At 69.7% G+C, this 24,245-nt stretch carries 18 protein-coding genes; 4 read left to right on the top strand and 14 right to left on the bottom strand.

All coding sequences use genetic code 11. From position 1 onward, the window contains the following. Positions 1–21: 21 nt before the first annotated feature. Entirely contained in the window at positions 22–1,383 is a 1,362-nt protein-coding gene (gene pafA / locus GPA10_RS36740; RefSeq protein ID WP_058851766.1) for a Pup--protein ligase, read from the bottom strand. Positions 1,384–1,392: 9 nt separating this feature from the next. Beyond that, entirely contained in the window at positions 1,393–2,652 is a 1,260-nt protein-coding gene (locus GPA10_RS36735; RefSeq protein WP_157169185.1) for an MFS transporter, read from the bottom strand. Positions 2,653–2,808: 156 nt separating this feature from the next. Here GPA10_RS36735 and GPA10_RS36730 point away from each other — a divergent pair, with 156 nt between their 5' ends. After that, positions 2,809–3,843, top strand: coding sequence for a LacI family DNA-binding transcriptional regulator (locus GPA10_RS36730; RefSeq protein ID WP_343041729.1), 1,035 nt, complete (start codon positions 2,809–2,811; stop codon positions 3,841–3,843). A gap of 75 nt (positions 3,844–3,918) precedes the next feature. Here GPA10_RS36730 and prcA read toward each other — a convergent pair whose 3' ends face one another. The 5 genes from prcA to arc form a co-directional block, all read right to left on the bottom strand. Beyond that, entirely contained in the window at positions 3,919–4,737 is an 819-nt protein-coding gene (prcA, locus tag GPA10_RS36725; protein ID WP_343041728.1) for a proteasome subunit alpha, read from the bottom strand. Positions 4,738–4,785: 48 nt separating this feature from the next. Next, a complete protein-coding gene (prcB, locus tag GPA10_RS36720; protein WP_058851762.1) occupies positions 4,786–5,631 on the bottom strand; it encodes a proteasome subunit beta in 846 nt (281 codons plus the stop codon). 184 nt (positions 5,632–5,815) lie between these two features. Next, the gene (locus GPA10_RS36715) at positions 5,816–6,034 is read right to left on the bottom strand and encodes a ubiquitin-like protein Pup (protein WP_030560272.1); all 219 of its coding nucleotides are present in this window, start codon (positions 6,032–6,034) and stop codon (positions 5,816–5,818) included. A gap of 133 nt (positions 6,035–6,167) precedes the next feature. Then, positions 6,168–7,679, bottom strand: a complete 1,512-nt coding sequence (gene dop / locus GPA10_RS36710) for a depupylase/deamidase Dop (protein WP_343041727.1) — start codon at positions 7,677–7,679, stop codon at positions 6,168–6,170. A 259-nt stretch (positions 7,680–7,938) separates the two neighbouring features. Next, positions 7,939–9,705: a proteasome ATPase gene (arc, locus tag GPA10_RS36705; RefSeq protein WP_058852033.1), complete on the bottom strand. Its 1,767-nt coding sequence runs from the start codon at positions 9,703–9,705 to the stop codon at positions 7,939–7,941. Positions 9,706–9,959: 254 nt separating this feature from the next. Between arc and GPA10_RS36695 the strand changes: the two genes are divergently transcribed. Next, positions 9,960–10,274, top strand: coding sequence for a ferredoxin (locus tag GPA10_RS36695; protein WP_058851760.1), 315 nt, complete (start codon positions 9,960–9,962; stop codon positions 10,272–10,274). A 148-nt stretch (positions 10,275–10,422) separates the two neighbouring features. On the opposite strand, the gene GPA10_RS36690 is transcribed toward GPA10_RS36695, so the two are convergent. The 3 genes from GPA10_RS36690 to GPA10_RS36680 all read right to left on the bottom strand — a co-directional run bounded on the left by GPA10_RS36690 (position 10,423) and on the right by GPA10_RS36680 (position 14,024). Continuing rightward, positions 10,423–11,007: a hypothetical protein gene (locus GPA10_RS36690; RefSeq protein ID WP_343041726.1), complete on the bottom strand. Its 585-nt coding sequence runs from the start codon at positions 11,005–11,007 to the stop codon at positions 10,423–10,425. A 144-nt stretch (positions 11,008–11,151) separates the two neighbouring features. Beyond that, positions 11,152–12,054, bottom strand: coding sequence for a tRNA (adenine-N1)-methyltransferase (locus GPA10_RS36685; protein WP_058851758.1), 903 nt, complete (start codon positions 12,052–12,054; stop codon positions 11,152–11,154). Between the two features lie 131 nt (positions 12,055–12,185). Then, complete coding sequence (locus GPA10_RS36680) at positions 12,186–14,024, bottom strand: site-2 protease family protein (RefSeq protein ID WP_343041725.1); 1,839 nt, start codon at positions 14,022–14,024, stop codon at positions 12,186–12,188. Positions 14,025–14,153: 129 nt separating this feature from the next. Between GPA10_RS36680 and GPA10_RS36675 the strand changes: the two genes are divergently transcribed. Then, positions 14,154–15,077, top strand: coding sequence for a RecB family exonuclease (locus GPA10_RS36675; protein ID WP_157169182.1), 924 nt, complete (start codon positions 14,154–14,156; stop codon positions 15,075–15,077). A 15-nt stretch (positions 15,078–15,092) separates the two neighbouring features. Next, positions 15,093–15,764, top strand: a complete 672-nt coding sequence (locus GPA10_RS36670; RefSeq protein WP_016639462.1) for a response regulator — start codon at positions 15,093–15,095, stop codon at positions 15,762–15,764. Between the two features lie 111 nt (positions 15,765–15,875). On the opposite strand, the gene GPA10_RS36665 is transcribed toward GPA10_RS36670, so the two are convergent. The 4 genes from GPA10_RS36665 to metH all read right to left on the bottom strand — a co-directional run bounded on the left by GPA10_RS36665 (position 15,876) and on the right by metH (position 23,981). Further along, on the bottom strand, positions 15,876–17,456 hold the full coding sequence (locus GPA10_RS36665) for an ABC transporter substrate-binding protein (RefSeq protein ID WP_343041724.1): 1,581 nt from the start codon (positions 17,454–17,456) through the stop codon (positions 15,876–15,878). Positions 17,457–17,499: 43 nt separating this feature from the next. Further along, complete coding sequence (locus GPA10_RS36660) at positions 17,500–19,107, bottom strand: ABC transporter substrate-binding protein (RefSeq protein ID WP_058851754.1); 1,608 nt, start codon at positions 19,105–19,107, stop codon at positions 17,500–17,502. Between the two features lie 374 nt (positions 19,108–19,481). Then, entirely contained in the window at positions 19,482–20,177 is a 696-nt protein-coding gene (locus tag GPA10_RS36655) for an HAD family hydrolase (RefSeq protein WP_058851753.1), read from the bottom strand. A 273-nt stretch (positions 20,178–20,450) separates the two neighbouring features. Next, positions 20,451–23,981: a methionine synthase gene (gene metH / locus GPA10_RS36650; protein WP_157169181.1), complete on the bottom strand. Its 3,531-nt coding sequence runs from the start codon at positions 23,979–23,981 to the stop codon at positions 20,451–20,453. Positions 23,982–24,245 lie beyond the last annotated feature (264 nt).

Raw genomic sequence — 24,245 nt, 5'->3', positions numbered from 1 at the left:
CCCCCGGCGGCGCGGCGCCGGTCACATTCCGGCGATGAGCTTCTCCACCCGGTCGTCGACGGAGCGGAACGGGTCCTTGCACAACACCGTGCGCTGTGCCTGGTCGTTGAGCTTCAGGTGCACCCAGTCCACCGTGAAGTCCCTGCGCTGCTCCTGGGCGCGGCGGATGAAGTCGCCGCGCAGCCGGGCCCGGGTGGTCTGCGGCGGCACCGACTTGCCCTCGAAGATCTTCAAGTCGTTGCAGATCCGCGCGGCTTGGCCCTTCTTCTCCAGCAGGTAGTACAGGCCGCGGCGGCGGTGGATGTCGTGGTAGGCGAGGTCTATCTGGGCGACCCTCGGGTGCGACATCGTCATATTGTTCTTGGCGCGGTACCGCTCGATGAGCTTGTACTTCATCACCCAGTCGATCTCGGTGGCGATGCGGTCCAGGTCCTCGGACTCGATGGAGTCGAGGGTGCGGCCCCAGAGTTCCAGGACCCGCTCCACGGTGCCGGTGCGGATGCCGCGGCGGTCCACGAAGTCCACGGCCTTCTCGTAGTACTCGCGCTGGACCTCGAGGGCGGAGGCCTCGCGGCCGCTGGCCAGGCGGACCTTGCGGCGGCCCGTGGTGTCGTGGCTGACCTCGCGGATGGCCCGGATCGGGTTCTCCAGCGTCAGATCGCGCATGACCGTACCCGCTTCGATCATCCGCAGAACGAGATCGGTCGCGCCCACCTTCAGGAGCATGGTCGTCTCGGACATGTTCGAGTCACCGACGATCACATGCAGTCGGCGGTAGCGCTCGGCGTCCGCGTGCGGCTCGTCACGCGTATTGATGATCGGGCGCGAACGGGTCGTCGCGGACGAGACACCCTCCCAGATGTGCTCGGCGCGCTGGCTCACGCAGTACACCGCGCCCCGGGGGGTCTGGAGCACCTTGCCCGCACCGCACAGCAGCTGCCGGGTGACGAGGAACGGAATGAGGATGTCCGCGAGACGGGAGAACTCTCCGTGCCGGGCCACGAGATAGTTCTCGTGGCAACCATAGGAGTTTCCCGCCGAGTCGGTGTTGTTCTTGAAGAGATAGACGTCGCCCGCGATTCCCTCCTCGTGCAGGCGGCGTTCGGCGTCGACGAGCAGGCCTTCCAGAATGCGCTCGCCGGCCTTGTCGTGGGTGACCAGCTCGGTCACGTTGTCACACTCGGGGGTCGCGTATTCCGGGTGTGAGCCCACGTCGAGATACAGGCGGGCGCCGTTCCGCAGAAAGACGTTGCTGCTGCGGCCCCATGACACAACACGGCGGAAGAGGTAGCGCGCCACTTCGTCAGGCGACAGACGGCGCTGTCCCCTGAACGTGCACGTGACGCCGTACTCGTTCTCCAGCCCGAAAATGCGGCGGTCCATGACTGAACATTACGCCCGATGCCCCGCACTGAAACCGGGTTCGGCAGCACCGTTTCGATCATTTTCCGATGAAGCCGCAACGACCGCGCCCACCTGCGGCGGAGCGAACACCCGCGCCGTGCACACCAACACGAGCAGCGCGGCACCCCCGGCGAACCCCGGAACGGCGAACCCCCACGCCGTGCCGCCCCGCTCGACGACGGGGCCGCCCGCCGCCGTGCCCACCGACGTGCCCACCGTGAACGTCGTCACCAGCCAGGAGAACGCCTCCGTCACCGTGCCGCGCGGCGCGTGCCGGTCGACCACGATGAAGGCGCACGCGAGCGCGGGCGCCAGGAAGACCCCCGCGAGCGCCGTCAGCGCCACCATGCCCGCCGCTCCCGGCGTGAGCACCAACGGCACGTAGCAGACCGCGAGCAGCGCGACGAGCACCAGGAGGCGGCGCTCCGGCGCCCCGCTCCACTGCCGCGCCCCGTAGACCGTCCCGCCCACGAGCGCGCCGAGCCCCAGTCCCGCCATCATCCAGCCGTACACCCCGTCACCGCCGTGCCCGTCCGCGTACGAGACCCCGGCCACCGTGATGGCACCGAGCGCCGTCCCGACGAACAGGAAGGCGCCGAGGAGCGCGAGCAGGCCCGGGGAGCGCAGCGCGCCGAGCCAGTGCGCCTCGCGGGGCGCCGAGCGCCACGCGCGCGAGGGCCGCGACACCACGACGGACAGTGCCCCGAGCACACCGATGACGTTCACCACGAGCAGCGCGGCCGAGGCCGACCACAGCGACACCAGGCCCGTCACGAGCAGCGGCCCGACGGTGAACATGACCTCCTGGGCCACGGCGTCCATCGCGTACGCCGTGTGGACCTGCTCCTCCTTGTGGAGCACGTCGGACCACAGCGCGCGCAGGCCGCCTTCCAGGGGCGGGGTGAACAGACCGGCCACCGCCATCGCCGCGTAGGCGACGCCGAGGGTGTCGGGCCCCGTGCACGCGAACGCCGCCATGCCGAGCGCCGAGACGACCGCCGCCGGGAGCATCACCCGGGGCTGGCCGTGGAGGTCGACGAGGCGGCCGAGCAGCGGCTGGCCGATGGCGGTCGCCACCCCGTACACCGCCGCGAGCGCGCCGGCGAGGCTGTAGGAACCGCCTTCCGCGCGGACGAACAGCACGATGCCGATCGCCGCCGTCGCGTTCGGAAGGCGGCCCACGAGGGTGCCCGCGAGCAGGCGCGTGGCGTACCGCGCCCGCAGGATGTCGCCGTATCCGGAAGCCATCAGTGAGCCTCTTCCCGCCCCGCCCGCGCGCCGCAGCGCCTCACGTTGTACGTATAACTTCGCGGGTCATACGTACCATGTGCGCTGTTCACCAGTCCACAGGACGGAGCGACTCCCCCGTCCGCAGGACAGCCACGCAGCGACCAGGAGGCGTCCGTGGCCGGATCCCGGCACGACACCGCGGCACCCCGTCCGACCAGCCGCGACGTCGCCCGCGCCGCGGGCGTGTCCCAGGCCACGGTCTCGCTCGTGCTCGGCGGAAAGTGGCAGGGCCGCGTGGCCGAGCCGACCGCCGAGCGTGTCCGTGCCGCCGCCCGGGATCTCGGCTACCGCCCGAATCTGGCCGCCCGCAACCTCCGTCTCGGCCGCACCCGCACCGCCCTGCTCGTCGTGCCCGCCCTCACCAACGAGTTCTTCGCGCGCGTGCACACCGGCGCGGCCCGGGTCGCCGCCCGGCACGGCTTCGGCGTCGTCCTCTACCCCGCGCCGGACGTCACCGCACCGGCCCGCGACCCCTTCGACTCGGCGCGCGCCTCGCTCGACGGCGTCCTCGCGTCCTCCATGGCCTCCGAGGCGCTCGCCGCCATCCGCGGCGACGAACTCCCCCTGGTCATGCTGGACAGCGACCCCGCCCACAGCCTCGGGGCCGCCACCGTCAACCTCGACATCGCCCAGGGCATGCGCCTGGCCGCCGAGCACCTGCTCGCGCTCGGCCACCGCGACGTCCTGCACCTCGCCGCGGACATCAGCTCCTGGACCTTCGACGTCCGCCGTGACGCCCTGCGAAGCGCGCTGCACGGCACCGGCGCGCGGTTGACCACCGCGCGGGCCGCACTCGCCGTAGACGCCGCCCGTACGGCCGCGGAGGCCGCTCTGACGGCTTCCGGCGCGCGGCCCACGGCCGTCATCTGTGACGACGACGTGCTCGCCGCGGGCGCCTGCAAGGCCGCGCGCCGCCTCGGTCTGCACGTGCCCGACGACCTCAGCGTCACCGGCTTCGACGACCTCACCCTGGCCACCGCCGTCGAACCGGAGCTGACCACCGTGGCCCTGCCCGCCGAACGCTTCGGCGAGCAGGGCATGGACACCCTCATCGCCGTCCTCGACGGCCGCACGCCCGAGCCCCGGCCGCTGCCCGTGCGCCTGGTCGTCCGCGGCTCCACGGCGCAGGGCCCCGGGCCCCGGCGCTGAAGGCCGGGGCCCGGGGCCCTCGTGTCATGTCCGCTGTGTCATGTCCGCCGCGGTGCGGCCACGACCACTGCGGGGCTAGGACTCTTCGGACGAATCCGTCGAGCCCGTCGAGCCGGTCGAGTCCGTCGCGTCCGTGCCCGAATCGGCCTCGGCCTCGGCCTCGTCGTCGGAGTCGGCCGCCGTGTCGGCCGCGCCGTCGCCGCCGAGCAGCCGCTCCAGTTGCCGGCCCACGATCCGCTTGAACTTGCGCTGCTGCGGCCTCGTACGGTCGAGGACCGCCACCTCCAGGCGCTCGGCGGGGATCTCCCGCTCGCTGCCGTTGGTGTCCCGCGAGAGCGCCTGCACCGCGAGCTTCAGCGCCTCGGCGAGGGTCATGCCGTCCTGATGGCGCTGATCGAGATAGGTGCTGATCTGCTCGGCGTTGCCGCCCACCGCGACCGAGCCGTGCTCGTCCACGATCGAGCCGTCGTGCGGCAGCCGGTAGATCTGGTCGCCGTCGGGGGTCGTGCCGACCTCCGCCACGACCAGCTCGACCTCATAGGGCTTCTCGGCATTGCTGGAAAAAATGGTGCCCAGCGTCTGCGCGTACACGTTCGCCAGGCCGCGGGCCGTCACATCGTCGCGGTCATATGTGTAACCACGCAGGTCGGCGTACCTGACGCCGCCGATGCGGAGGTTCTCGTACTCGTTGTACTTACCGGCCGCGGCGAAGCCGATCCGGTCATAGATCTCGCTGAACTTGTGCAGCGCGCGGGACGGGTTCTCACCGACGAACACAATGCCATCGGCGTACTGCAGCACGACCAGACTGCGACCGCGGGCGATGCCCTTGCGGGCGTATTCCGCCCGGTCGGCCATGGCCTGCTGGGGTGAGACATAGAACGGCGTCGACACCGGCTATCCGTCCCTTTCTGTCAAAAATTCACAACAACAACGGGGCATTCAGAGCAGCGCGGCCCGGGGGCCGTCCGGCTGCTCAAGACGGCGCGCCAGAATCGAGCGCGCGATCTCGGAGGTCTCCTCCTCCGCCAGCCTCCGGAATCCCTCCTCGGAGATCACTGTCACGATCGGATAGATGCGCCGGGCGACATCCGGGCCACCCGTCGCCGAGTCGTCGTCCGCGGCGTCGTACAGCGCCTGCACGACGAGCGTCGTCGCCTGCTCCTCCGTCAGATCGGCGCGGAACAGCTTCTTCATCGCCCCGCGGGCGAAGACCGAGCCGGAGCCGGTCGCCGCGAAGCCCTGCTCCTCGCTGCGGCCGCCCGTGACGTCGTACGAGAAGATGCGGCCCTTGGCGCGGTCCACGTCGTACCCCGCGAAGAGCGGTACGACCGCCAGGCCCTGCATCGCCATGCCCAGGTTGGACCGGATCATGGTCGACAGGCGGTTGGCCTTGCCCTCCAGGGAGAGCGTGGCCCCCTCGACCTTCTCGAAGTGCTCCAGCTCAAGCTGGAAGAGCTTGACCATCTCCACGGCGAGGCCCGCCGTGCCGGCGATGCCCACCGCGGAGTACTCGTCGGCCGGGAAGACCTTCTCGATGTCGCGCTGCGCGATGACATTGCCCATCGTGGCCCGGCGGTCACCGGCGAGGACCACGCCGCCGGGGAAGGTCACCGCGACGATGGTGGTGCCGTGCGGCGCCTCGACCACGCCCTGGGTCGGCGGCAACTGCCGCTTGCCGGGCAGCATTTCCGGCTGGTGCTCGGAGAGGAAGTCCATGAAGGACGACGAACCGGGCGTCAGGAAGGCAGCCGGCAGACGCCCGGTGCTACGAGTGTTGGCTTCCACGCGTTTCCTTCCAGGTAATGGGTGGCCCGACTGAAGGGTCGGGATGTTCTCCCAACGTGCCGGTGGCCGAATTGCAGTTGAAGCACAGTACGTCACGGGTCGACTCGCCCGCCCCGCAGCCGCCGTGTGCGGCGTGCAGAGCGAGGCGATACCCTGTGCGTCCTTGGGTTCGAAGGTGGAACGGCTACTGGCCGCCCTTTTGCACGAAGGAACGGACGAAGTCCTCTGCGTTCTCCTCGAGAACGTCGTCGATCTCGTCCAGCACCGAGTCCACGTCGTCGCTCAGCTTCTCCTGGCGTTCCTTGAGGTCCTCCGAGGACTGCGCGTCCTGCGCCTGCTCCTCGACCTCCTCGGTGGAACGCGTCGCCTTCTGCTGTCCGCCGCCGGTGTCCTTGGTCGCCATCTACCTCACCCCGCTCGGTTCGACGTTTCTTGATCAGACCCTACAATCCGGGTCCGACATCGGCCCCGCACTTTCTGCAACGTGCGGGGCCCACCTCTGTGATTCCCCGGGCGCCGCTCCTTCAGCCGCCTTTTCAGCCGCCGGAGAGCACCCTGACCAGATCCTCTGCCGTACGACAACGGTCGAGCAGTTCCTTGACGTGATTACGCGTTCCGCGAAGCGGTTCCAGGGTCGGCACGCGCTGCAACGAGTCCCGCCCCGGCAGATCGAAGATGACCGAGTCCCAGGAGGCCGCCGCCACGTCATCGGCGTACTGCTCCAGGCACCGGCCCCGGAAATAGGCCCGGGTGTCCTCGGGCGGCTTCGTACGGGCCCGCTCGACCTCGCTCTCGTCGAGCAGGCGCTTCATCTTGCCGCGGGCCGCGAGCCGGTTGTAGAGGCCCTTGTCGGGGCGCACGTCCGCGTACTGAAGGTCGACCAGGTGCAGGCGCGCCGCGTCCCAGTCGAGGCTGTCACGGCGGCGGTAGCCCTCCATGAGCTCCCGCTTGGCGACCCAGTCCAGCTCGCCGGAGAGGCTCATCGGATTGTTCTCGAGCCGGTTGAGGACGTCCTCCCAGCGGGTGAGGACGTCCTTGGTCTGGTCGTCCGCGTCCGCGCCGTACCGCTCCTCGACGTACTTGCGGGCCAGCTCGAAGTACTCCATCTGGAGTTGTACGGCGGTGAGGGTGCGACCGCTGCGCAGCGTGACCAGGTGCTGCAGGCTCGCGTCGTGCGAGATCTGGTGGAGGGTGCGCACGGGCTGGTCCACGGCCAGGTCCACCGCGATGAAGCCGTCCTCGATCATGGCGAGGACCAGCGAGGTGGTGCCGAGCTTCAGATAGGTGGAGATCTCCGAGAGGTTCGCGTCGCCGATGATCACATGCAGCCGGCGGTACTTCTCGGCGTCGGCGTGGGGCTCGTCGCGGGTGTTGATGATGGGCCGCTTGAGGGTGGTCTCCAGGCCGACCTCGACTTCGAAGTAGTCGGCGCGCTGGCTCAGCTGGAAGCCGTGCTCGTGGCCGTCCTGGCCGATGCCGACCCGTCCGGCGCCGGAGAAGACCTGGCGGGAGACGAAGAAGGGCGTGAGGTGGCGCACGATGTCCGAGAAGGGGGTCTCCCGCTTCATCAGGTAGTTCTCGTGCGTGCCGTAGGAGGCGCCCTTGTTGTCGGTGTTGTTCTTGTAGAGGTGGATGGGCTGGGCGCCGGGGAGCGCCGCCGCGCGTTCCGCCGCCTCCGCCATGATCCGCTCGCCGGCCTTGTCCCAGAGGACGGCGTCGCGGGGGTTGGTGACCTCCGGCGCGCTGTACTCGGGGTGCGCGTGGTCCACGTAGAGACGCGCCCCGTTGGTGAGGATCACGTTGGCGAGGCCGATGTCCTCGTCCGTGAGCTGGCTGGCGTCGGCGGCTTCACGGGCGAGGTCGAATCCCCGTGCGTCCCGCAGCGGGTTCTCCTCCTCGAAGTCCCAGCGGGCGCGTCGCGCCCGGTGCATCGCCGCTGCGTAGGCGTTGACGATCTGGGACGAGGTGAGCATGGCATTGGCGTTGGGGTGGCCGGGGACGGAGATGCCGTACTCCGTCTCGATGCCCATTACTCGCCGTACGGTCATGCGGCCCTCCTTGCCCGGCGGCGCCCTCGGTCGGGGGCACCGCTCAAGTACCGCTGGTTCTCCGGTGCGTGTGCGGTGCCCGTCCCCGCACTGCGCGACTCGGCGGTACGGAAGAGCCTAGAACGCCTCTGCGCTGGTGGGGAGATCATTTCCTGCTTTGCTCTCGCTGGGCCGGTGACGCGGCTGCGTGGCGCCCGCGACCGGCGGAAAACAGTCGGCTGCGGGTACCCGAGGTGGGCACCCGCAGCCGCCCTGTCGCCTACAGGTACTGACCGGTGTTGGCCACCGTGTCGATGGAGCGTCCGGTGTCGGCGCCCTGCTTTCCGGTGACGAGCGTACGGATGTACACGATCCGTTCGCCCTTCTTTCCGGAGATTCGGGCCCAGTCGTCCGGGTTGGTGGTGTTGGGCAGGTCCTCGTTCTCCTTGAACTCGTCGATGCAAGCCTGGAGGAGGTGAGCGACCCTGAGGCCCTTCTGGTTCTGCTCGAGGAAGGCCTTGATGGCCATCTTCTTGGCGCGGCCGACGATGTTCTCGATCATGGCGCCGGAGTTGAAGTCCTTGAAGTACAGGACTTCCTTGTCACCGTTGGCGTACGTGACCTCCAGGAAGCGGTTCTCCTCGGACTCGGCGTACATCTGCTCGACGACCGACTGGATCATGCCGTGCACCGTGGCGGCCTTGTCGCTGCCGTGCTCGGCGAGGTCGTCGGAGTGCAGCGGCAGCCGCTCCGTGAGGTACTTGGCGAAGATGTCCTTGGCCGCCTCGGCGTCCGGGCGCTCGATCTTGATCTTCACATCGAGGCGTCCGGGCCGCAGAATGGCCGGATCGATCATGTCCTCACGGTTGGAGGCGCCGATGACGATGACGTTCTCCAGGCCCTCCACGCCGTCGATCTCGGCGAGCAGCTGCGGGACGATGGTGTTCTCCACGTCCGAGCTGACGCCGCTGCCGCGGGTGCGGAAGAGGGATTCCATCTCGTCGAAGAAGACGATGACGGGGGTGCCCTCGCTCGCCTTCTCCCGTGCGCGCTGGAAGACCAGACGGATGTGGCGCTCGGTCTCACCGACGTACTTGTTGAGGAGCTCGGGGCCCTTGATGTTGAGGAAGTAGCTCTTCCCCGCGGGCTGCCCGGTGACCTCGGCGACCTTCTTGGCGAGCGAGTTGGCCACGGCCTTGGCGATGAGCGTCTTGCCGCAGCCGGGCGGGCCGTAGAGCAGGACGCCCTTCGGCGGCCGCAGTTCGTGCTCCCTGAAGAGATCGGGGTGGAGGTACGGGAGCTCGACCGCGTCACGGATCATCTCGATCTGGCCGCCGAGGCCGCCGATCTTCTCGTAGCTGATGTCCGGGACCTCTTCGAGGACCAGTTCTTCCACTTCGCTCTTCGGTACGACCTCGTAGACGTAGCCGGAGCGGGGCTCGAGCAGAAGGGCGTCGCCGGCGCGGATGGTGACGTCCAGGAGCGGCTCGGCGAGCCTCACCACCCGTTCCTCGTCGGTGTGCCCGAGCACGAGGGCCCGTTCGCCGTCCTCGAGGATCTCCTTGAGGGTGACGATGTCTCCGACTCGCTCGTACTCCATGGCCTCGACCACGTTGAGCGCTTCGTTGAGCATGAGTTCCTGGCCGCGCCTGAGCTCGTCGAGTTCGACGCTCGGGCTGACGTTCACACGGAGCTTGCGGCCGCCGGTGAAGATGTCGGCGGTGCCGTCCTCGTTCGCCATGAGGAAGACCCCGAAGCCGGCCGGCGGCTGCGCGAGCCGGTCGACCTCCTCCTTGAGGGCCACGATCTGGTCGCGGGCCTCGCGGAGCGTGTTCGCAAGCCGTTCGTTCTGTGCCGATACGCCTGCCAGGTTGGTCTGCAGCTCGACGATCCGCTCTTCGAGAATCCTCGTATGCCGCGGAGAGTCGGCGAGCTTGCGTCGCAGGACGGCGATTTCCTGCTCGAGATAGGCAACCTGACCGGCTGGGTCCTCAGACCCTCGCCCCGGCCGGATGCCGCGGTTGATGTCGTCGTCGTGGGCTGCCACGGTCCTCACCTCCTCCAAGGGGAGCTGGACGCTTCCTGACCCTACCTGGGTGGGTGCTGATTGAAACCCCTAGATCACAAAGACGGTGGGGGTGTGTCCGATCTTCACCCTTGCGCTCTCCCTCACGCCAGGGGAATACCCACCCAACAACATCGGAAAGCTGCCGGTTGTAGGGTCGAACTGTTCAACACCCGTCAGGGCTGGCCGGACTTGCAGCAAAGTCGGCCCTGATCGACGCAGTTTCGGCAGGAGAGATGACCGTGCAGCACGAGGCGCAGACCGCGGGCGAGAGCCATGATCTGCTCGAGGTCTGGATCGATCAGGACCTGTGTACGGGCGACGGCATCTGCGCCCAGTACGCGCCGGAGGTCTTTGAGCTGGACATCGACGGCCTGGCATATGTGAAGAGCGCGGACGACGAGCTGCTTCAGGCACCCGGGGCGACAACGCCCGTGCCGCTGCCGCTCCTCCGTGACGTCGCCGACTCCGCGAAGGAGTGTCCGGGCGACTGTATCCACGTACGTCGAGTTTCGGACAGGGTCGAGGTCTACGGTCCGGACGCAGAGTGACCTGATTATTTCGCTCCGTGACCAAAAGAGGGTCCGTGGTTACCGTCCGAAGGTATCCACGGGCCCTCTTCGGTGTCCGGGCGGTGTCCGTGGGGCCCGCGCGTCGGGAGATACGGCGGCGTGCGGGGCTGCCGGGACGCCCGGTGCGTCAGACGCTGCCCGCCGCGGCGGGTGTCGAGCGGGTGAACGCGCCGTTCTTCCACTGCCACTTGGCCTCGTCGTGGCGGTCGGGGCAGCAGCGGGGCACGTCCAGCGAGGAGTAGCCGAGCAGTGTCGCGGTCACGGCGCCGCCGCGCACCGTGAGATCGCTCACGGTGAGCTGGTCCTTGGTGTCCACCAGGGTGGCGACGACGCGCGGTTCGCCCGCGCGGGGGCGGGTGATGACGTACAGGGCGTGGGGTGGGCTGCCGGATCCCGCCTCGCAGTGCGCGGACACCACGGTCTCGGGGCTGCCGTCGCCGTCGAGGTCGCCGCTCGCCTTCTTGGCGACGACCGGCCTGGTGGGGCAGACGAGCGGGAGGTCCACGGCGGCCGGGTCGGGCGCGGGCGCCGGGGCGCTCCTCGCGTGTGCTCCGGGGCCGGTCTGGGCCGCGGTGGCCGGGTCGGGTTGCAGGAAGCCTGAGGCGGCTACGACGGCGGCGAGCGCGGCGGCGGTGGCCACCCAGTGGATCGGGCGGGTGGCCCACGGCCGGTCCACCGTGTGGGCCAGTTCCGGGACGGCGGGGTGCTGCACGAGGAGTGTCTCCTGTGAGGGCTGTGCCGGTGGGGTTGCCGGGCATGGTGCCACACCTCACACCGCCGGGGAACACCGGGGTCGGCTGCGCCGGTGCGTTGTGCGGGTACCGGGGGTCGGCGGGCCGGGCCCCGGTGCGGGCGATCAGCGAGGGTTGCCGCCGTCGGCGTTCGGTCCGCTGTAGTCCTCGCCGTAGGCGCCCTTGGCGGGGCGGCGCCGGCGCATGGGCGGCTCGACGCCGTCCGCGAGGCGGCGGGCGGTGAGGAGGAAGCCGGTGTGGCCGATCATGCGGTGGTCCGGGCGGACGGCCAGGCCCTCGATGTGCCAGTTGCGGATCATCGACTCCCAGGCGGTCGGCTCGTTGAAGCCGCCGATCTCCCGGATCGACTCGACGGTGCGGGCGAGCTGCGTCGTGGTGGCCACGTAGGCGCACAGGATGCCGCCGGGCACGAGGGCCTTGGAGACGGCCTCCAGGCACTCCCAGGGGGCCAGCATGTCGAGGATCACGCGGTCGACCTCGGTGTCGGACAGGTTGTCCTGGAGGTCGCCGACGGTGAGCTGCCAGGCGGGGTGGGGGCCGCCGAAGTAGCGCTCCACGTTCTGCTGGGCGATCTCGGCGAAGTCCTCGCGGCGCTCGTAGGAGTGCAGCATTCCCTGGTCGCCGATGGCGCGCAGCAGGAAGGCGCTGAGCGACCCGGAGCCCACGCCCGCCTCCACGACGCGCGCGCCGGGGAAGATGTCGGCGAAGGCCAGGATCTGCCCCGCGTCCTTGGGGTAGACCACGGCGGCGCCGCGGGGCATGGACAGGACGTAGTCGGGGAGCAGGGGGCGCAGCGCGAGGTAGGCGACGTTCCCCGTGGTGCGGACAACACTGCCCTCGGGAGCGCCGATCAGCTCGTCGTGCGGGAAGGAACCCTTGTGGGTGTGGAAGTTCTTCCCGGCCTCGAGCGTGAACGTGTAGTGGCGTCCCTTGGGATCGGTGAGCTGGACCTGGTCCCCGACCTTGAAGGGCCCGCGACGGCGGGCGGCACCGGTCGGTTCGGACATGTGACCAGCCTACCGGCCGCGGCGGGGCCCGCCGACCACCGAGGTCGGCCGGGGTCCGGTGCCGCGATCGGCCGGGGCCCGGCGCCGCGATCGGCGGGGGCCCGGCGCCGCGGGGTGTCGGCTGGGCGGTGTCAGCTGGGCCGGGCCATGGCCTTGACGAAGGCGCGCTCGACGTCGGCGGCGGACAGGACTCCGTAGATCTCCCCGGACTCCTCGACGACCAGGTACTCGCTGGCGGGGGTGGTCCGCAGCCGGTCCAGGAGGTCCTCCCCCGCCACGTCCGCGGGGATCCGCATGCCCTCGGTGATGTCCTGGGCGAGGCCGCTGACCGTCACCCAGGGGCGGCGGTGCTCCGGTACGCCGACGATGGCGGCCTCCCGGACCACGGACAGCGGGTCGCCGTCGGCGTCGACGACCACCAGGGCGCGGGCGCCGGCGGCGTTGGCGCGGCGCAGGGCCTCCGACAGCGGCGTGTCCGTCTCCACGGGGACCGCGCGCCGGGTCAGCGCGCGGGCGCGCAGTTCGGGCAGGTGCTCGCGCAGCCGGGCCATGCGCAGGCTGTTGCCCGCTCCGGTCCAGATGATGGCGGCCAGGATCGCGGCGAGCAGGGCGTCGGTGACGGTGTCCATACCGCCGATGTCCTGGGTCTCGCCGCCGAGGGCGCCGGACTGGTTGAGGATCGGCAGGCCGATGAGTACGGAGATGGCGAGCGCGCGGCCGACCCAGGCGGCGGCGACCGTGCCGCTCATGGGCCTGCCGGTGATCTTCCAGACGACGGCGCGCAGCATGCGGCCGCCGTCGAGGGGCAGGCCGGGCAGCAGGTTGAAGGCGGCGACGATGAGGTTGGAGATCATCAGACCGGCCAGCAGCACGCCCGGCACCGTGCCGGGTTCCACGGCGCGCATGCCCGCGTAGAACACGCCCGCGAGGACGAGGGACAGCAGCGGGCCGACGAACGCGAGCACGAACTCGCGTCCCGGCGTCTCGCTCTCCTTCTCGATCTCGCTGACGCCCCCGAAGAACTGGAGCTGGATACGGCGCACCGGCAGCTTGAAGCGGAGGGCCGCGACGGTGTGGGCCAGCTCGTGCACAAGCACGGAGGCATAGAAGGCGACCGCGAAGAACAGTGACACGAGATAGCGGGCGTTGCCGAGTTCGGGCAGCACGCGGTCGAGCTGCCCGCCGAACACCCAGGTGATCAGGGCTGCCACCAAGAACCAGCTCGGCGCCACGTACACGGGCACCCCGAAGGGCCGCCCCATGAGCAGCCCGCCGCCGGGGTTCTTCGGCTCCTCCTTCGGGGGCACGCCGGAGGGGGGCTGGTGGTGGGCGTGGGCGCGCTCGGCTGGGGCGGTGGGGGGCTGCTCGGTGCGGGGCCCTTCGGCGTGGGGCCGGTCGGTGTGCGGCCGGTCGGTGTGCGGCTGAGCGGTAGCCTCATCGCCCTCGGTGGCTTTGCCGCCGTCCTCGGTAGCGCCCCCGCCAAGTTCGGGGCCCTTGCGGACGGACACCGTGGCACCAGGACGTGCCGGGGCCGCGGCGCCGGTTCCGGCCGGGATTCCGGTCCCCTGCGGGGCGCCGGGCCGCGGGCTCGTACCGCTCGGCGGCGCCGCTTCACCCGCATGGGCGGATTCGCCCCCGGTTCCACCGGGAACGTCGGCCGCACGCGCGTCCCCGCCTTCCGAGCGGGGCGTCGCTTCCGCCGTCCGGGCGGCGGTCCCGTCCACTCGGGGGGACGGATCCTCCGCCCGGTCGGCGCTTCCCTCCGCTCCGGCGGGACCCTCCTCCGTTCGGGGGGCGTCGTCCTCCGGCCGGGAGGCGTCGTCCCGCCCCCGGGGGGCGTCGTCCTGCGTCCGGGCAGGTCCTGCCCCGTGCTCGGCGGGCGTCTCCCGCGCCCGGGTCGTCGCGTCCTCCGCCTCGGCGGGCGCGTACTCGTCGGACTGCGGCCTGCCGCTGCCGCCGCTTTCGTCCACGATGTCCCCTCGTTCGATGCGTCCCCCGCTCCTGCTCCGGCGCGGTACACGCACGATCATGCAGGGCGGGAGGGTCTGTCGTCGATGGTATGCGGCCGTTGTCAGTGGTGGGTCGTAGGGTCTGAGGTCATGGAAACCAGGACCGACGACGTCGGGGTGGCCGCGCGCCCGGCGTCCCTGTCGCCCTCGCGCGCGAGCGACTTCATGCAGTGCCCGCTGCTGTATCGCTTCCGGGTGATCGACAAGCTGCCGGAGAAGCCGAGCGAGGCGGCGACCCGGGGCACCCTGGTCCACGCCGTCCTGGAGAGACTGTTCGACGCGCCCGCGACCGAGCGCACGGCGCCGCGGGCCAAGGCCCTGATCCCCGGGCAGTGGGAGCGCCTCCGCGAGGCCAAGCCGGAGCTGGCCGAGCTGTTCGCGGACCACGACGACGACAGTGACACGAGCGACGGCACGGGCGGCGCGGACCGAGCCGGTGAGCGTCTCGCCCGGTGGCTGGCCGACGCGGAGCGTCTCGTCGAGCGGTGGTTCACGCTGGAGGACCCGACCCGCCTGGAGCCCGCGGAGCGGGAGCTGTTCGTCGAGGCCGAGCTGGCCTCGGGCCTCAAGCTGCGCGGCATCATCGACCGCGTCGACGTCGCCCCGACCGGCGAGGTCCGCATCGTCGACTACAAGACCGGCAAGGCCCCCCGCCCCGAGTACGCGGAGGGCGCGCTGTTCCAGATGAAGTTCTACGCCCTCGTGGTGTGGCGCCTGAAGGGCCTCATCCCCCGCCGCCTCCAGCTCGTGTATCTGGGCAGCGGCGACGTCATCACGTACGACCCGGTCGAGGCGGACCTTCAGCGGGTCGAGCGGAAGCTGCTCTCCTTGTGGGACGCCATCGTCCGCGCGACCGAGACGGGAGAGTGGCGGCCGCGGCCCACGAAGCTGTGCGGCTGGTGCGACCACCGGGCGGTCTGTCCGGAATTCGGCGGCACGCCCCCGCCGTATCCGCTCCCGGTCGGGCCGCCCGAGTCGCCCGGTGGCGAGCAGGGCAGAATGGGCGCGGGCTAGGCGAAGGAGAATTACGTGGCCATCCGCGTCCTACTGGTCGACGACCAGCCGCTGCTGCGCACGGGTTTCCGCATGATCCTGGAAGCCGAGCAGGATATCGCGGTCGTCGGCGAGGCCGGAGACGGCCTACAGGCTCTCGACCAAGTGCGGGCGCTCCAGCCCGATGTGGTGCTCATGGACATCCGTATGCCGCGGATGGACGGCGTGGAGGCCACCCGCCAGATCACCGGCCCCGGCCGGGACGGTCCGGCGAAGGTCCTGGTCCTCACCACCTTCGATCTCGACGAGTACGTGGTGGAGGCGCTCCGCGCGGGCGCCAGCGGCTTCCTCCTCAAGGACGCCCCGGCGAACGAGCTGGTGCAGGCGATCCGGGTGGTGGCCGCGGGCGAGGCGATGCTGGCGCCGAGCATCACCCGGCGGCTGCTCGACAAGTACGCGGGGCATCTCCCGTCCGGGGACGAGCCCGTTCCCGACACGCTGCACACGCTGACGGAGCGTGAGGTCGAGGTCCTGAAGCTGGTGGCCCGCGGTCTCTCCAACGCCGAGATCGCCGCGGACCTGTTCGTCAGCGAGACCACCGTGAAGACCCATGTGGGGCACGTCCTGACGAAGCTCGGCCTCCGGGACCGGGTGCAGGCGGCCGTCTACGCCTACGAGAGCGGCCTGGTCCGGCCGGGAGCCCAGTAGTCCGGCCGAGCGCCGCAGCGCAAGCAGACAGAAGCGCAAGCAGACAAATAGGTGAGGGGGTGTTCCCGTACGGGAACACCCCCTCACCCACTGTTCCGTTCAGCGCGACGTTCAGCCCTTGCTGATCTCCCAGAAGCGGAAGACCGTCGAGGCGTCCAGGCAGGACTCCACGCCGTAGACGCTGTCACGGACGACGGCGTACTGCTTGGCCTGCCAGACGGGGATGATGGGCAGCTCGTCGGCGACGATGTTCTGCAGCCGGGCGTAGTCCTTGTCGGTCGAGTTCCGGTCGCTCTGCGCGGCCGTGCTGGGAATGATCTTCCCGGTGATGGTCGTGTTCTCGTAGTGGTTCGACAGGACGTTGCCCTTGCCGAAGAACGGCTGGGTGAAGTTGTCCGGGTCCGGGTAGTCCGGCACCCAGCCCTTGACGTACACGCCGTACTTCCCGGCCTTGATGTCCTTCTCGTACTGCTCGAACTCGACGGACTTCACATCGGCCTCGAACAGACCGCTGGCGTTGAGCTGCTTGGCTATCGCGCGCAGTTCCTGGTCGGTCGCCGGGCCGTAGCGGGACGGCGTGGACCACAGCGTCAGCCTGACCTTGCCGTCGACGCCCGCCTCGTCCAGGGCGGCCGCGGCCTTGTCCCGCTGCGGGCGGGCGCCGTAGGTGTCGAAGAAGGCCGTGTTGTGGCCGCCGATGCCGGCCGGGACGATCGAGTACAGCGGCGTCGCCGTGCCCTGGTACACCTGGTCGACGAGCGCCTCGCGGTCCAGGAGGTAGGCGATGGCCTTGCGCACGCCGGGCTTGCCGGCCACCGGGTCCTCCATGTTGAAGACCAGGTGCTGCACCTCCGCGCTGGTGCCCTCGATGATCTCCATCTTCCGGTCCGAGGTGTTCTTCTCGATGTCGTCGATGTCCGCGGCGGCCAGGCCTCGGTAGGCGACGTCGATCTCGTGATCGGTGATCGCCTGCTTCAGACCCTTGCGGTCGTCCTTGAAGAAGCGCAGGGTGACGCCGTCGTTGCGGGTCTCGGCGGTGCCCTGGTACCGGGAGTTGACGGAGAACCGCGCCTCGTCCTCGCTGAACGAGTCGAGCTTGTACGGTCCGGAGCCCACGGCCTCGCCGTCCGTGCGCAGTTCGTCCATGGGGTATTCGCGGTGGTCCACGATGGAGCCCGCACCGGATGCGATCTTGCTCGGGAAGGTCGCGTCGGGGAACTTCAGCTTGAAGACGACCGTCTTGGCGTTCGGCGTCGAGACGGTGTCGAGCATCGGCAGCATGGTCGCCGGGCCGCCCTCGACGTCGATCTTCCGCATACGGTCGAAGGAGTACTTGACGTCCTTCGAGGTCAGGGAGTTGCCGTTGCTGAACTTCAAGCCGTCACGCAGCGTGCAGGTGAAGACCTTGGCCTGCTGGTCGCTGAAGCCGCACTTCTTGGCGGCCTCGGGCTCCGGCTCGGTGGCCCCCTTGGGGAAACTCAGGAGGGACTGGAAGACGTTGTTGAAGAGCAGCCATGAGCCCGGGTCGTAACCGGAGGCGGGGTCGGTGGCGAGGACGTCGTCGGACATCCCCACCACCACGGAGTCGCTGTCCTTGGCTGAGCCGCCGGTCTCCGAGCCGCAACCCGTGAGCAGGGTCGCGGCGAGGCCGGAGGTGAGGGGGACGGCCAGCCACTGGTTGCGCAGTTTCACTTGCGTGCCTTGTCGTTGTTTCCGTACTCGGGTGCTGCGACGGTCAGTCGCTCACACCGCGGGCGAGCTCCCACAGCTGCAAGTTCGACGAGGAGTTCAGGGCCCATTCGACGCCCGTGATGTCGTCACGCGCGGCGATGTACTGCTTGCCCTGCCACAGCGGAAGCACCGGGACGTCCTCGGCGACGATGTCCTGGATCTTCTCGATGCTCTTGCTGGCGCTGAGGCGGTCGGCCTCGCGGCGGGAGGTGGGGATCAGTTCGTCGTTGATGGTGCGGTTGCGGTAGGGCGAGCCGAGGAAGTTGTCCGGGCCGAGGAAGGGCGCGAGGAAGCTGTCGGCGTCGGGGAAGTCGGGGAACCAGCCCATGCCGTAGACGTCGTACTTGCCCTCGCGCTCCGCCGGGCGGAAGGTGTTCCAGATCTCGCCCTTGATCTGCACGTCGAAGAGGCCGCTGTCGTTCAGCTGCTTCTGCAGCGTCTCGAACTCCTTCTTCGTGGCCGGGCCGTAGTGGTCCGTGGTGTAGTGCATGGTCAGCTTGACCGGCGTGTCGATACCGGCCTGGGTGAGGAGCTGCTTGGCCTTCTTCGGGTCCGGGTCCTCGTACTTGTTGAAGAACGAGTTGGAGTGGCCCGTGATGGTGGTGGGCACCAGGGAGTACAGCGGGTCGGCGGTGGAGCCGTACACGCGGCTGGCGAGCTCGCCACGGTTCACGATCTGGGCCATCGCCTGCCGCACGGCCTTGTTCTTGACCGTCGGCGCGGTGGTGTTGAAGGCGAGGTAGCGGATCTCCAGGCCGGGCATCTCGACGAGGTCGATGTCCTTGCCGGGGCTCTCGTCGAGGTCCTTGATCTGCTGCGGCGACATGGTGCGGGTCATCAGGTCGATGTCGCCCTTGTCCAGCGCCTTGCCCATGCTGGCGGTGTTCATGAAGGTGCGCAGCTCGACCTTGTCGTTCGACTGCGTGTAGGAACCCTTGTAGTGCGAGTTCTTACTGAAGACCGCCTTGACGACCTGGCCGTTCTTCACTTCCGACTTGACGGTGTACGGGCCGGAGCCGTCCACCTCGAAGCCGTCGCGCAGCTTGGTCTTGCTGTACTTGTCGGGGTTGACGATGCCCGCGATCGGCGTGGCGAGCTTGAACGGGAACGTCGCGTCCGGGGTCTTCAGGTGGAAGACGATGCCGCGCTCGCCCTGGACCTCGATGGTCTCCACGTTCGACACCAGGCCGTCGACGCCGCTGAGGTTCTCCCCCTTCATGTCGCGCACGCGCTCGATGGAGAACTTCACGTCGGCGGCGGTCAGCGGCTTGCCGTCGGCGAACTTCAGGTCCTTGCGCAGCGTGCACGCGTACCGCTCGTTGCCGGTGTCGGTGAACCCGCACTTCTGGGCCGCCTCGGGCTCCGGCTCGCCGCCCCCGCGCGGCATGGCCATGAGCGTCTGCAGGGTCTGGCGCAGTATGTTCCACGTGCCTGCGTCATAGGAGTACGCCGGGTCGAAGGGAGCCGGAATCTCCTTCGACACGGCGAACCGGTCCGTGGTGCCCACCGCGATGGGGCCGTCGCCGTCCCCGCTGCCCGAACCGCCGCACGCGGCGAGCGTGGGGGCGAGCAGACCTATGAGGGCCGGCAGCACCAGAGTCTTGCGGTTCATGCTGGACGTTCTCCAGAGCTCTTGATCCCGTGATTCCGACAACGGCGGGGTGGGGTTGATGAGGCACGGGGGGGTGGCGGCGATGTTCTCGCGACGAGATTAGTCCGCACGGCCAGGGGCACTGGAGGGGACCGGAGTTGGGTCCCCATCACACAGCGATACAGGGCGTGGACACACCGATAACCCGACACTGGAAGGTTTCGTGCACGACTGACCCAATCAGGACACAAGGTCATGCCGTGACCGGGGAGTAAGGGCTCTCCTGCACAGGAGGGGGTAGCTGTCGACCCTCTTCGAGGTGGGAAACGTCACACTTTCAACTGGCCATCGGCCCTGGGTGTTTCAGCCATCGGCGGGCCTCTGCGGCCGGTTCGTCAGGCCCGTACGAGACCTTGCAGGAACGGCAGGTCGACGTGTTCCAGCGAGGGTACGACGGTCCTGCTGTCGGAGGGGGCGATCGGCGCGACGGACGGCACGGCGACCACCCGGCAGCCCGCTGCCTCCGCGGCGGCCACCCCGGTCGCGGTGTCCTCGATGACGGCGCAACGGGCCGGGTCGGCGCCGAGGCCCGCGGCGGCGAACAGATAGGGGTCCGGATGCGGCTTGGTCCGCGCCACCTCGTCACCGGCGACGGTGAGGCGGAAGTGGTGGGCGCCGATGGAGTCGAGGACCCTGTCGATGATGCGCCGGTGCGAGGCGGAGACGAGCGCCGTCGGCACGTCGTGGGCGGCGAGCTCGGTGAGCAGTCTCGCGGCGCCGGGCATCAGCGGCAGGGTGCGGCTGATGCGGTCCTCGAAGCCGTCGTTGAGCAGCACCGTCAGCTCGGGCACGGTGATGTCGGCGCCCGTGGCCTCGATGAGGAAGCCGGCGCTGCGGGTCATGGGGCCGCCGACGACCACGTCCCGCCAGGACTCGTCCAGGGCGTGGCCGAGCCTGGCGAAGACCTCGACCTCCGCGTCCCACCAGAAGCCCTCGGTGTCCACGAGGGTTCCGTCCATGTCGAGGAGAACGGCCTGCAGCGCGGAGCCTTCCGCCGTTCGGGTACCGAGCGCGGGGACCGTACTGGTCATACGGGGCCACCTCCAAAAGGGACGAGAAGGCCGGTCCCCCTGGGGGGACCGGCCTGAGCTGGGCCGTCCAGTGTACGGGGCTTGCGTCCCGTGCGCCCTGGAATATCACCGGGGGCTGGGCGCCGTTGCGGGGGCTTCGCCCCCGGGCCCCCTGTCGGCCTTCGGCCTCGTCCTCAAACGCCGGACGGGCTGGAAGATCCGGCCTCGCCGGAGGGGCCTACAACCTGCCGGGCGGGCTGCAAGACGCAGCCCGCCCGGCGGACCGATACACGCTCAGCGCGCGTTGAAGTACTTCGCCTCCGGATGGTGGATCACGATCGCGTCCGTCGACTGCTCGGGGTGGAGCTGGAACTCCTCCGAGAGCTGGACGCCGATGCGCTCCGGCTGCAGGAGTTCCGCGATCTTGCCGCGGTCCTCCAGGTCGGGGCAGGCGCCGTAGCCGAGGGAGAAGCGGGCGCCGCGGTACTTGAGGGCGAACATGTCCTCGACGTCGGCCGGGTCCTCGCCCGCGAAGCCGAGTTCGGAGCGGACACGGGCGTGCCAGTACTCGGCGAGTGCCTCCGCGAGCTGCACGGAGAGGCCGTGCAGTTCGAGGTAGTCGCGGTAGGCGTCGGCGGCGAACAGCTCCGCCGTGGCCTCGCCGATCTTCGAGCCGACGGTGACGACCTGGAGGCCGACGACGTCCGTCTCGCCGGACTCCTCGGGGCGGAAGAAGTCCGCGAGGCACAGGCGGCGGCCGCGGCGCTGGCGCGGGAAGGAGAAGCGGGTGCGCTCGTTGCCCTGCTCGTCCAGGATGATCAGGTCGTCGCCCTTGGAGACGCACGGGAAGTAGCCGTAGACGACGGCCGCCTCCAGCAGGTTCTTGGTCTGGAGCTCGTCCAGGAGGCCGCGCAGGCGCGGGCGGCCCTCGGTCTCGACCAGTTCCTCGTACGTCGGCCCGTCGCCGGCGCGGGCCTGCTTCAGGCCCCACTGGCCCTTGAAGAGCGCGCCCTCGTCGAGCCAGGTCGCGTACTCCTTGAGCTGGATGCCCTTGATGACGCGGGTGCCCCAGAACGGCGGCTCGGGCACGGGGTTGTCGACGGCCACGTCGGAGCGGGCCGGGCCCTCGGGCTCCTCGACGGCCACGGCGGGGGTGTCGCGCTTGGGCACCCGGCGCTGCTTGAGCTCGGGCAGGGTCGCGCCGGGCACGCCGCGCTTGACCGCGATGAGGGCGTCCATCAGGCGCAGGCCCTCGAAGGCGTCGCGGGCGTAGCGGACCTCGCCCTCGTAGATCTCGTGCAGGTCCTGCTCGACATAGGCCCTGGTCAGCGCGGCGCCGCCGAGGATGACCGGGTAGTCCGCGGCCATCTGGCGCTGGTTCAGCTCCTCCAGGTTCTCCTTCATGATCACCGTGGACTTGACCAGGAGCCCGGACATGCCGATGACGTCGGCCCGGTGCTCCTGCGCGGCGTCGAGGATCGCGGCGACGGGCTGCTTGATGCCGAGGTTGACGACGTTGTAGCCGTTGTTGGACAGGATGATGTCGACGAGGTTCTTGCCGATGTCGTGGACGTCGCCGCGCACGGTGGCGAGCACGATGGTGCCCTTGCCCTCGGCGTCGGTCTTCTCCATGTGCGGCTCCAGATAGGCCACCGCGGTCTTCATGACCTCGGCGGACTGGAGCACGAAGGGCAGCTGCATCTGGCCGGAGCCGAACAGCTCGCCGACGACCTTCATGCCCTCGAGGAGCGTGTCGTTGACGATGTCCAGGGCGGGGCGGTCCACGAGGGCCTCGTCGAGGTCGGCCTCAAGGCCGTTCTTCTCGCCGTCGATGATGCGGCGCTGCAACCGCTCGTCCAGCGGCAGGGCGAGCAGCTCCTCGGCCTTGCCCGCCTTCATGGACTTCATGTTGACGCCCTCGAAGAGCTCCATGAGCTTCTGCAAGGGGTCGTAACCCTCGGCGCGGCGGTCGTAGATCAGATCCAGTGCGACCTCGACCTGCTCCTCCTCCAGGCGCGCGATCGGCAGGATCTTGGAGGCGTGCACGATGGCGGAGTCCAGGCCCGCCTTGACGCACTCGTCGAGGAAGACGGAGTTGAGGACGACGCGGGCGGCCGGGTTGAGGCCGAAGGAGATGTTGGAGAGACCGAGCGTGGTCTGCACGTCCGGGTGACGCCGCTTCAGCTCGCGGATGGCCTCGATGGTCGCGATGCCGTCCTTGCGGGACTCCTCCTGACCGGTGCAGATGGTGAAGGTCAGGGTGTCGATGAGGATGTCCGACTCGCGGATGCCCCAGTTGGCCGTCAGGTCCTCGATGAGGCGCTCGGCGATGGCGACCTTGTTCTCGACGGTGCGGGCCTGGCCCTCCTCGTCGATGGTCAGGGCGATCAGCGCGGCGCCGTGCTCCTGGGCGAGGGCGGTGACCTTGGCGAAGCGGGACTCGGGGCCGTCGCCGTCCTCGTAGTTCACCGAGTTGATGACCGCGCGGCCGCCCAGCTTCTCCAGGCCCGCCTTGATGACGGGGACCTCGGTGGAGTCGAGGACGATCGGCAGCGTGGAGGCGGTGGCGAAGCGTCCGGCCAGCTCCTCCATGTCCTGCACGCCGTCGCGGCCCACGTAGTCGACGCACAGGTCGAGCATGTGCGCGCCCTCGCGGATCTGGTCGCGGGCCATCTCCACGCAGTCGTCCCAGCGGCCGTCCAGCATGGCCTCGCGGAACTTCTTCGAGCCGTTGGCGTTGGTGCGCTCGCCGATGGCCATGTACGAGGTGTCCTGTCGGAACGGGACAGTCTGGTAGAGCGAGGCGGCGCCCGGCTCGGGGCGCGGCTCGCGCTCGGACGAGGTGAGGCCGCGGACCCGCTCGACCACCTGGCGCAGGTGCTCGGGCGTCGTACCGCAGCAGCCGCCGACCAGGGACAGGCCGTACTCGCGGACGAAGGTCTCCTGGGCGTCGGCCAGCTCCGGGGCGCTCAGCGGGTAGTGCGCGCCGTCCTTGCCTAGTACGGGCAGACCGGCGTTGGGCATGCAGGCCAGCGGGACGCGGGAGTGCCGGGCCAGATAGCGCAGGTGCTCGCTCATCTCGGCGGGACCGGTCGCGCAGTTCAGGCCGATCATGTCGATGCCGAGCGGCTCGAGAGCGGTGAGCGCGGCGCCGATCTCGGAGCCGAGCAGCATGGTGCCGGTCGTCTCGACGGTCACGGAGCAGATCAGCGGCAGGTTAGCGCCGGTGGCGGTGAGGGCGCGGCGGGCGCCGAGCAGGGCGGCCTTCGTCTGCAGGAGGTCCTGGGTGGTCTCCACCAGGAGGGCGTCGGCGCCGCCCGCGATCATGCCCTCGGCGTTCTGCTGGTAGGCGTCGCGCAGCAGGGTGTACGGGGCGTGGCCGAGGGTGGGCAGCTTGGTGCCGGGGCCCATGGAGCCGAGGACCCAGCGCTGCTGTCCGGTGGCGGCGGTGAACTCGTCGGCGACCTCGCGGGCGACGCGGGCGCCCGCCTCGGAGAGCTCGAAGACGCGCTCGGGGATGTCGTACTCGCCGAGCGCGGCGTGGTTCGCGCCGAAGGTGTTGGTCTCGACGCAGTCGACGCCCGCGGCGAAGTACTCCTCATGCACGGAGCGGACGATGTCGGGGCGCGTGACGTTCAGGATCTCGTTGCAGCCCTCGAGGTTCTGGAAGTCCTCGAGGCTGGGATCCTGTGCCTGCAGCATGGTGCCCATCGCGCCGTCGGCGACCACCACGCGGGTCGCCAGTGCTTCGCGGAGGGCGTCGGCCCGCTTCCCGGCGGAGGTCTCCGCTGCGGAAACGGATGAGGGGGTCGGCAACGAGGCCATGAATGAGCTCCCTGGAGTGCGACGGCTGTCGGCTTTGCGGGCTCCTTGGGGACCCGCACCCGGCCAGGGTAGCCGGGACCCCGGCCCCACGGTGAGAGCGTCCCAGCGGGCGGACCTTCACTGCCACCTGGCCGGAAGTGTTCGCCCGGCCCCGCCGGGTGGAATCCGCGGACGCGCACCCTTAGCCAGAGGTCGGCAACGACCGATAGTGTTCAGCATTGTCGAACGTCTACCGAAGATGCGCCTACTGAAGAGGGAGGACAG

Origin of the sequence: Streptomyces typhae (assembly GCF_009755605.1) — a bacterium.
Taxonomy (GTDB): Bacteria; Actinomycetota; Actinomycetes; order Streptomycetales; family Streptomycetaceae; genus Streptomyces; species Streptomyces typhae.
This window is presented reverse-complemented; position numbering and strand designations above follow the sequence as displayed.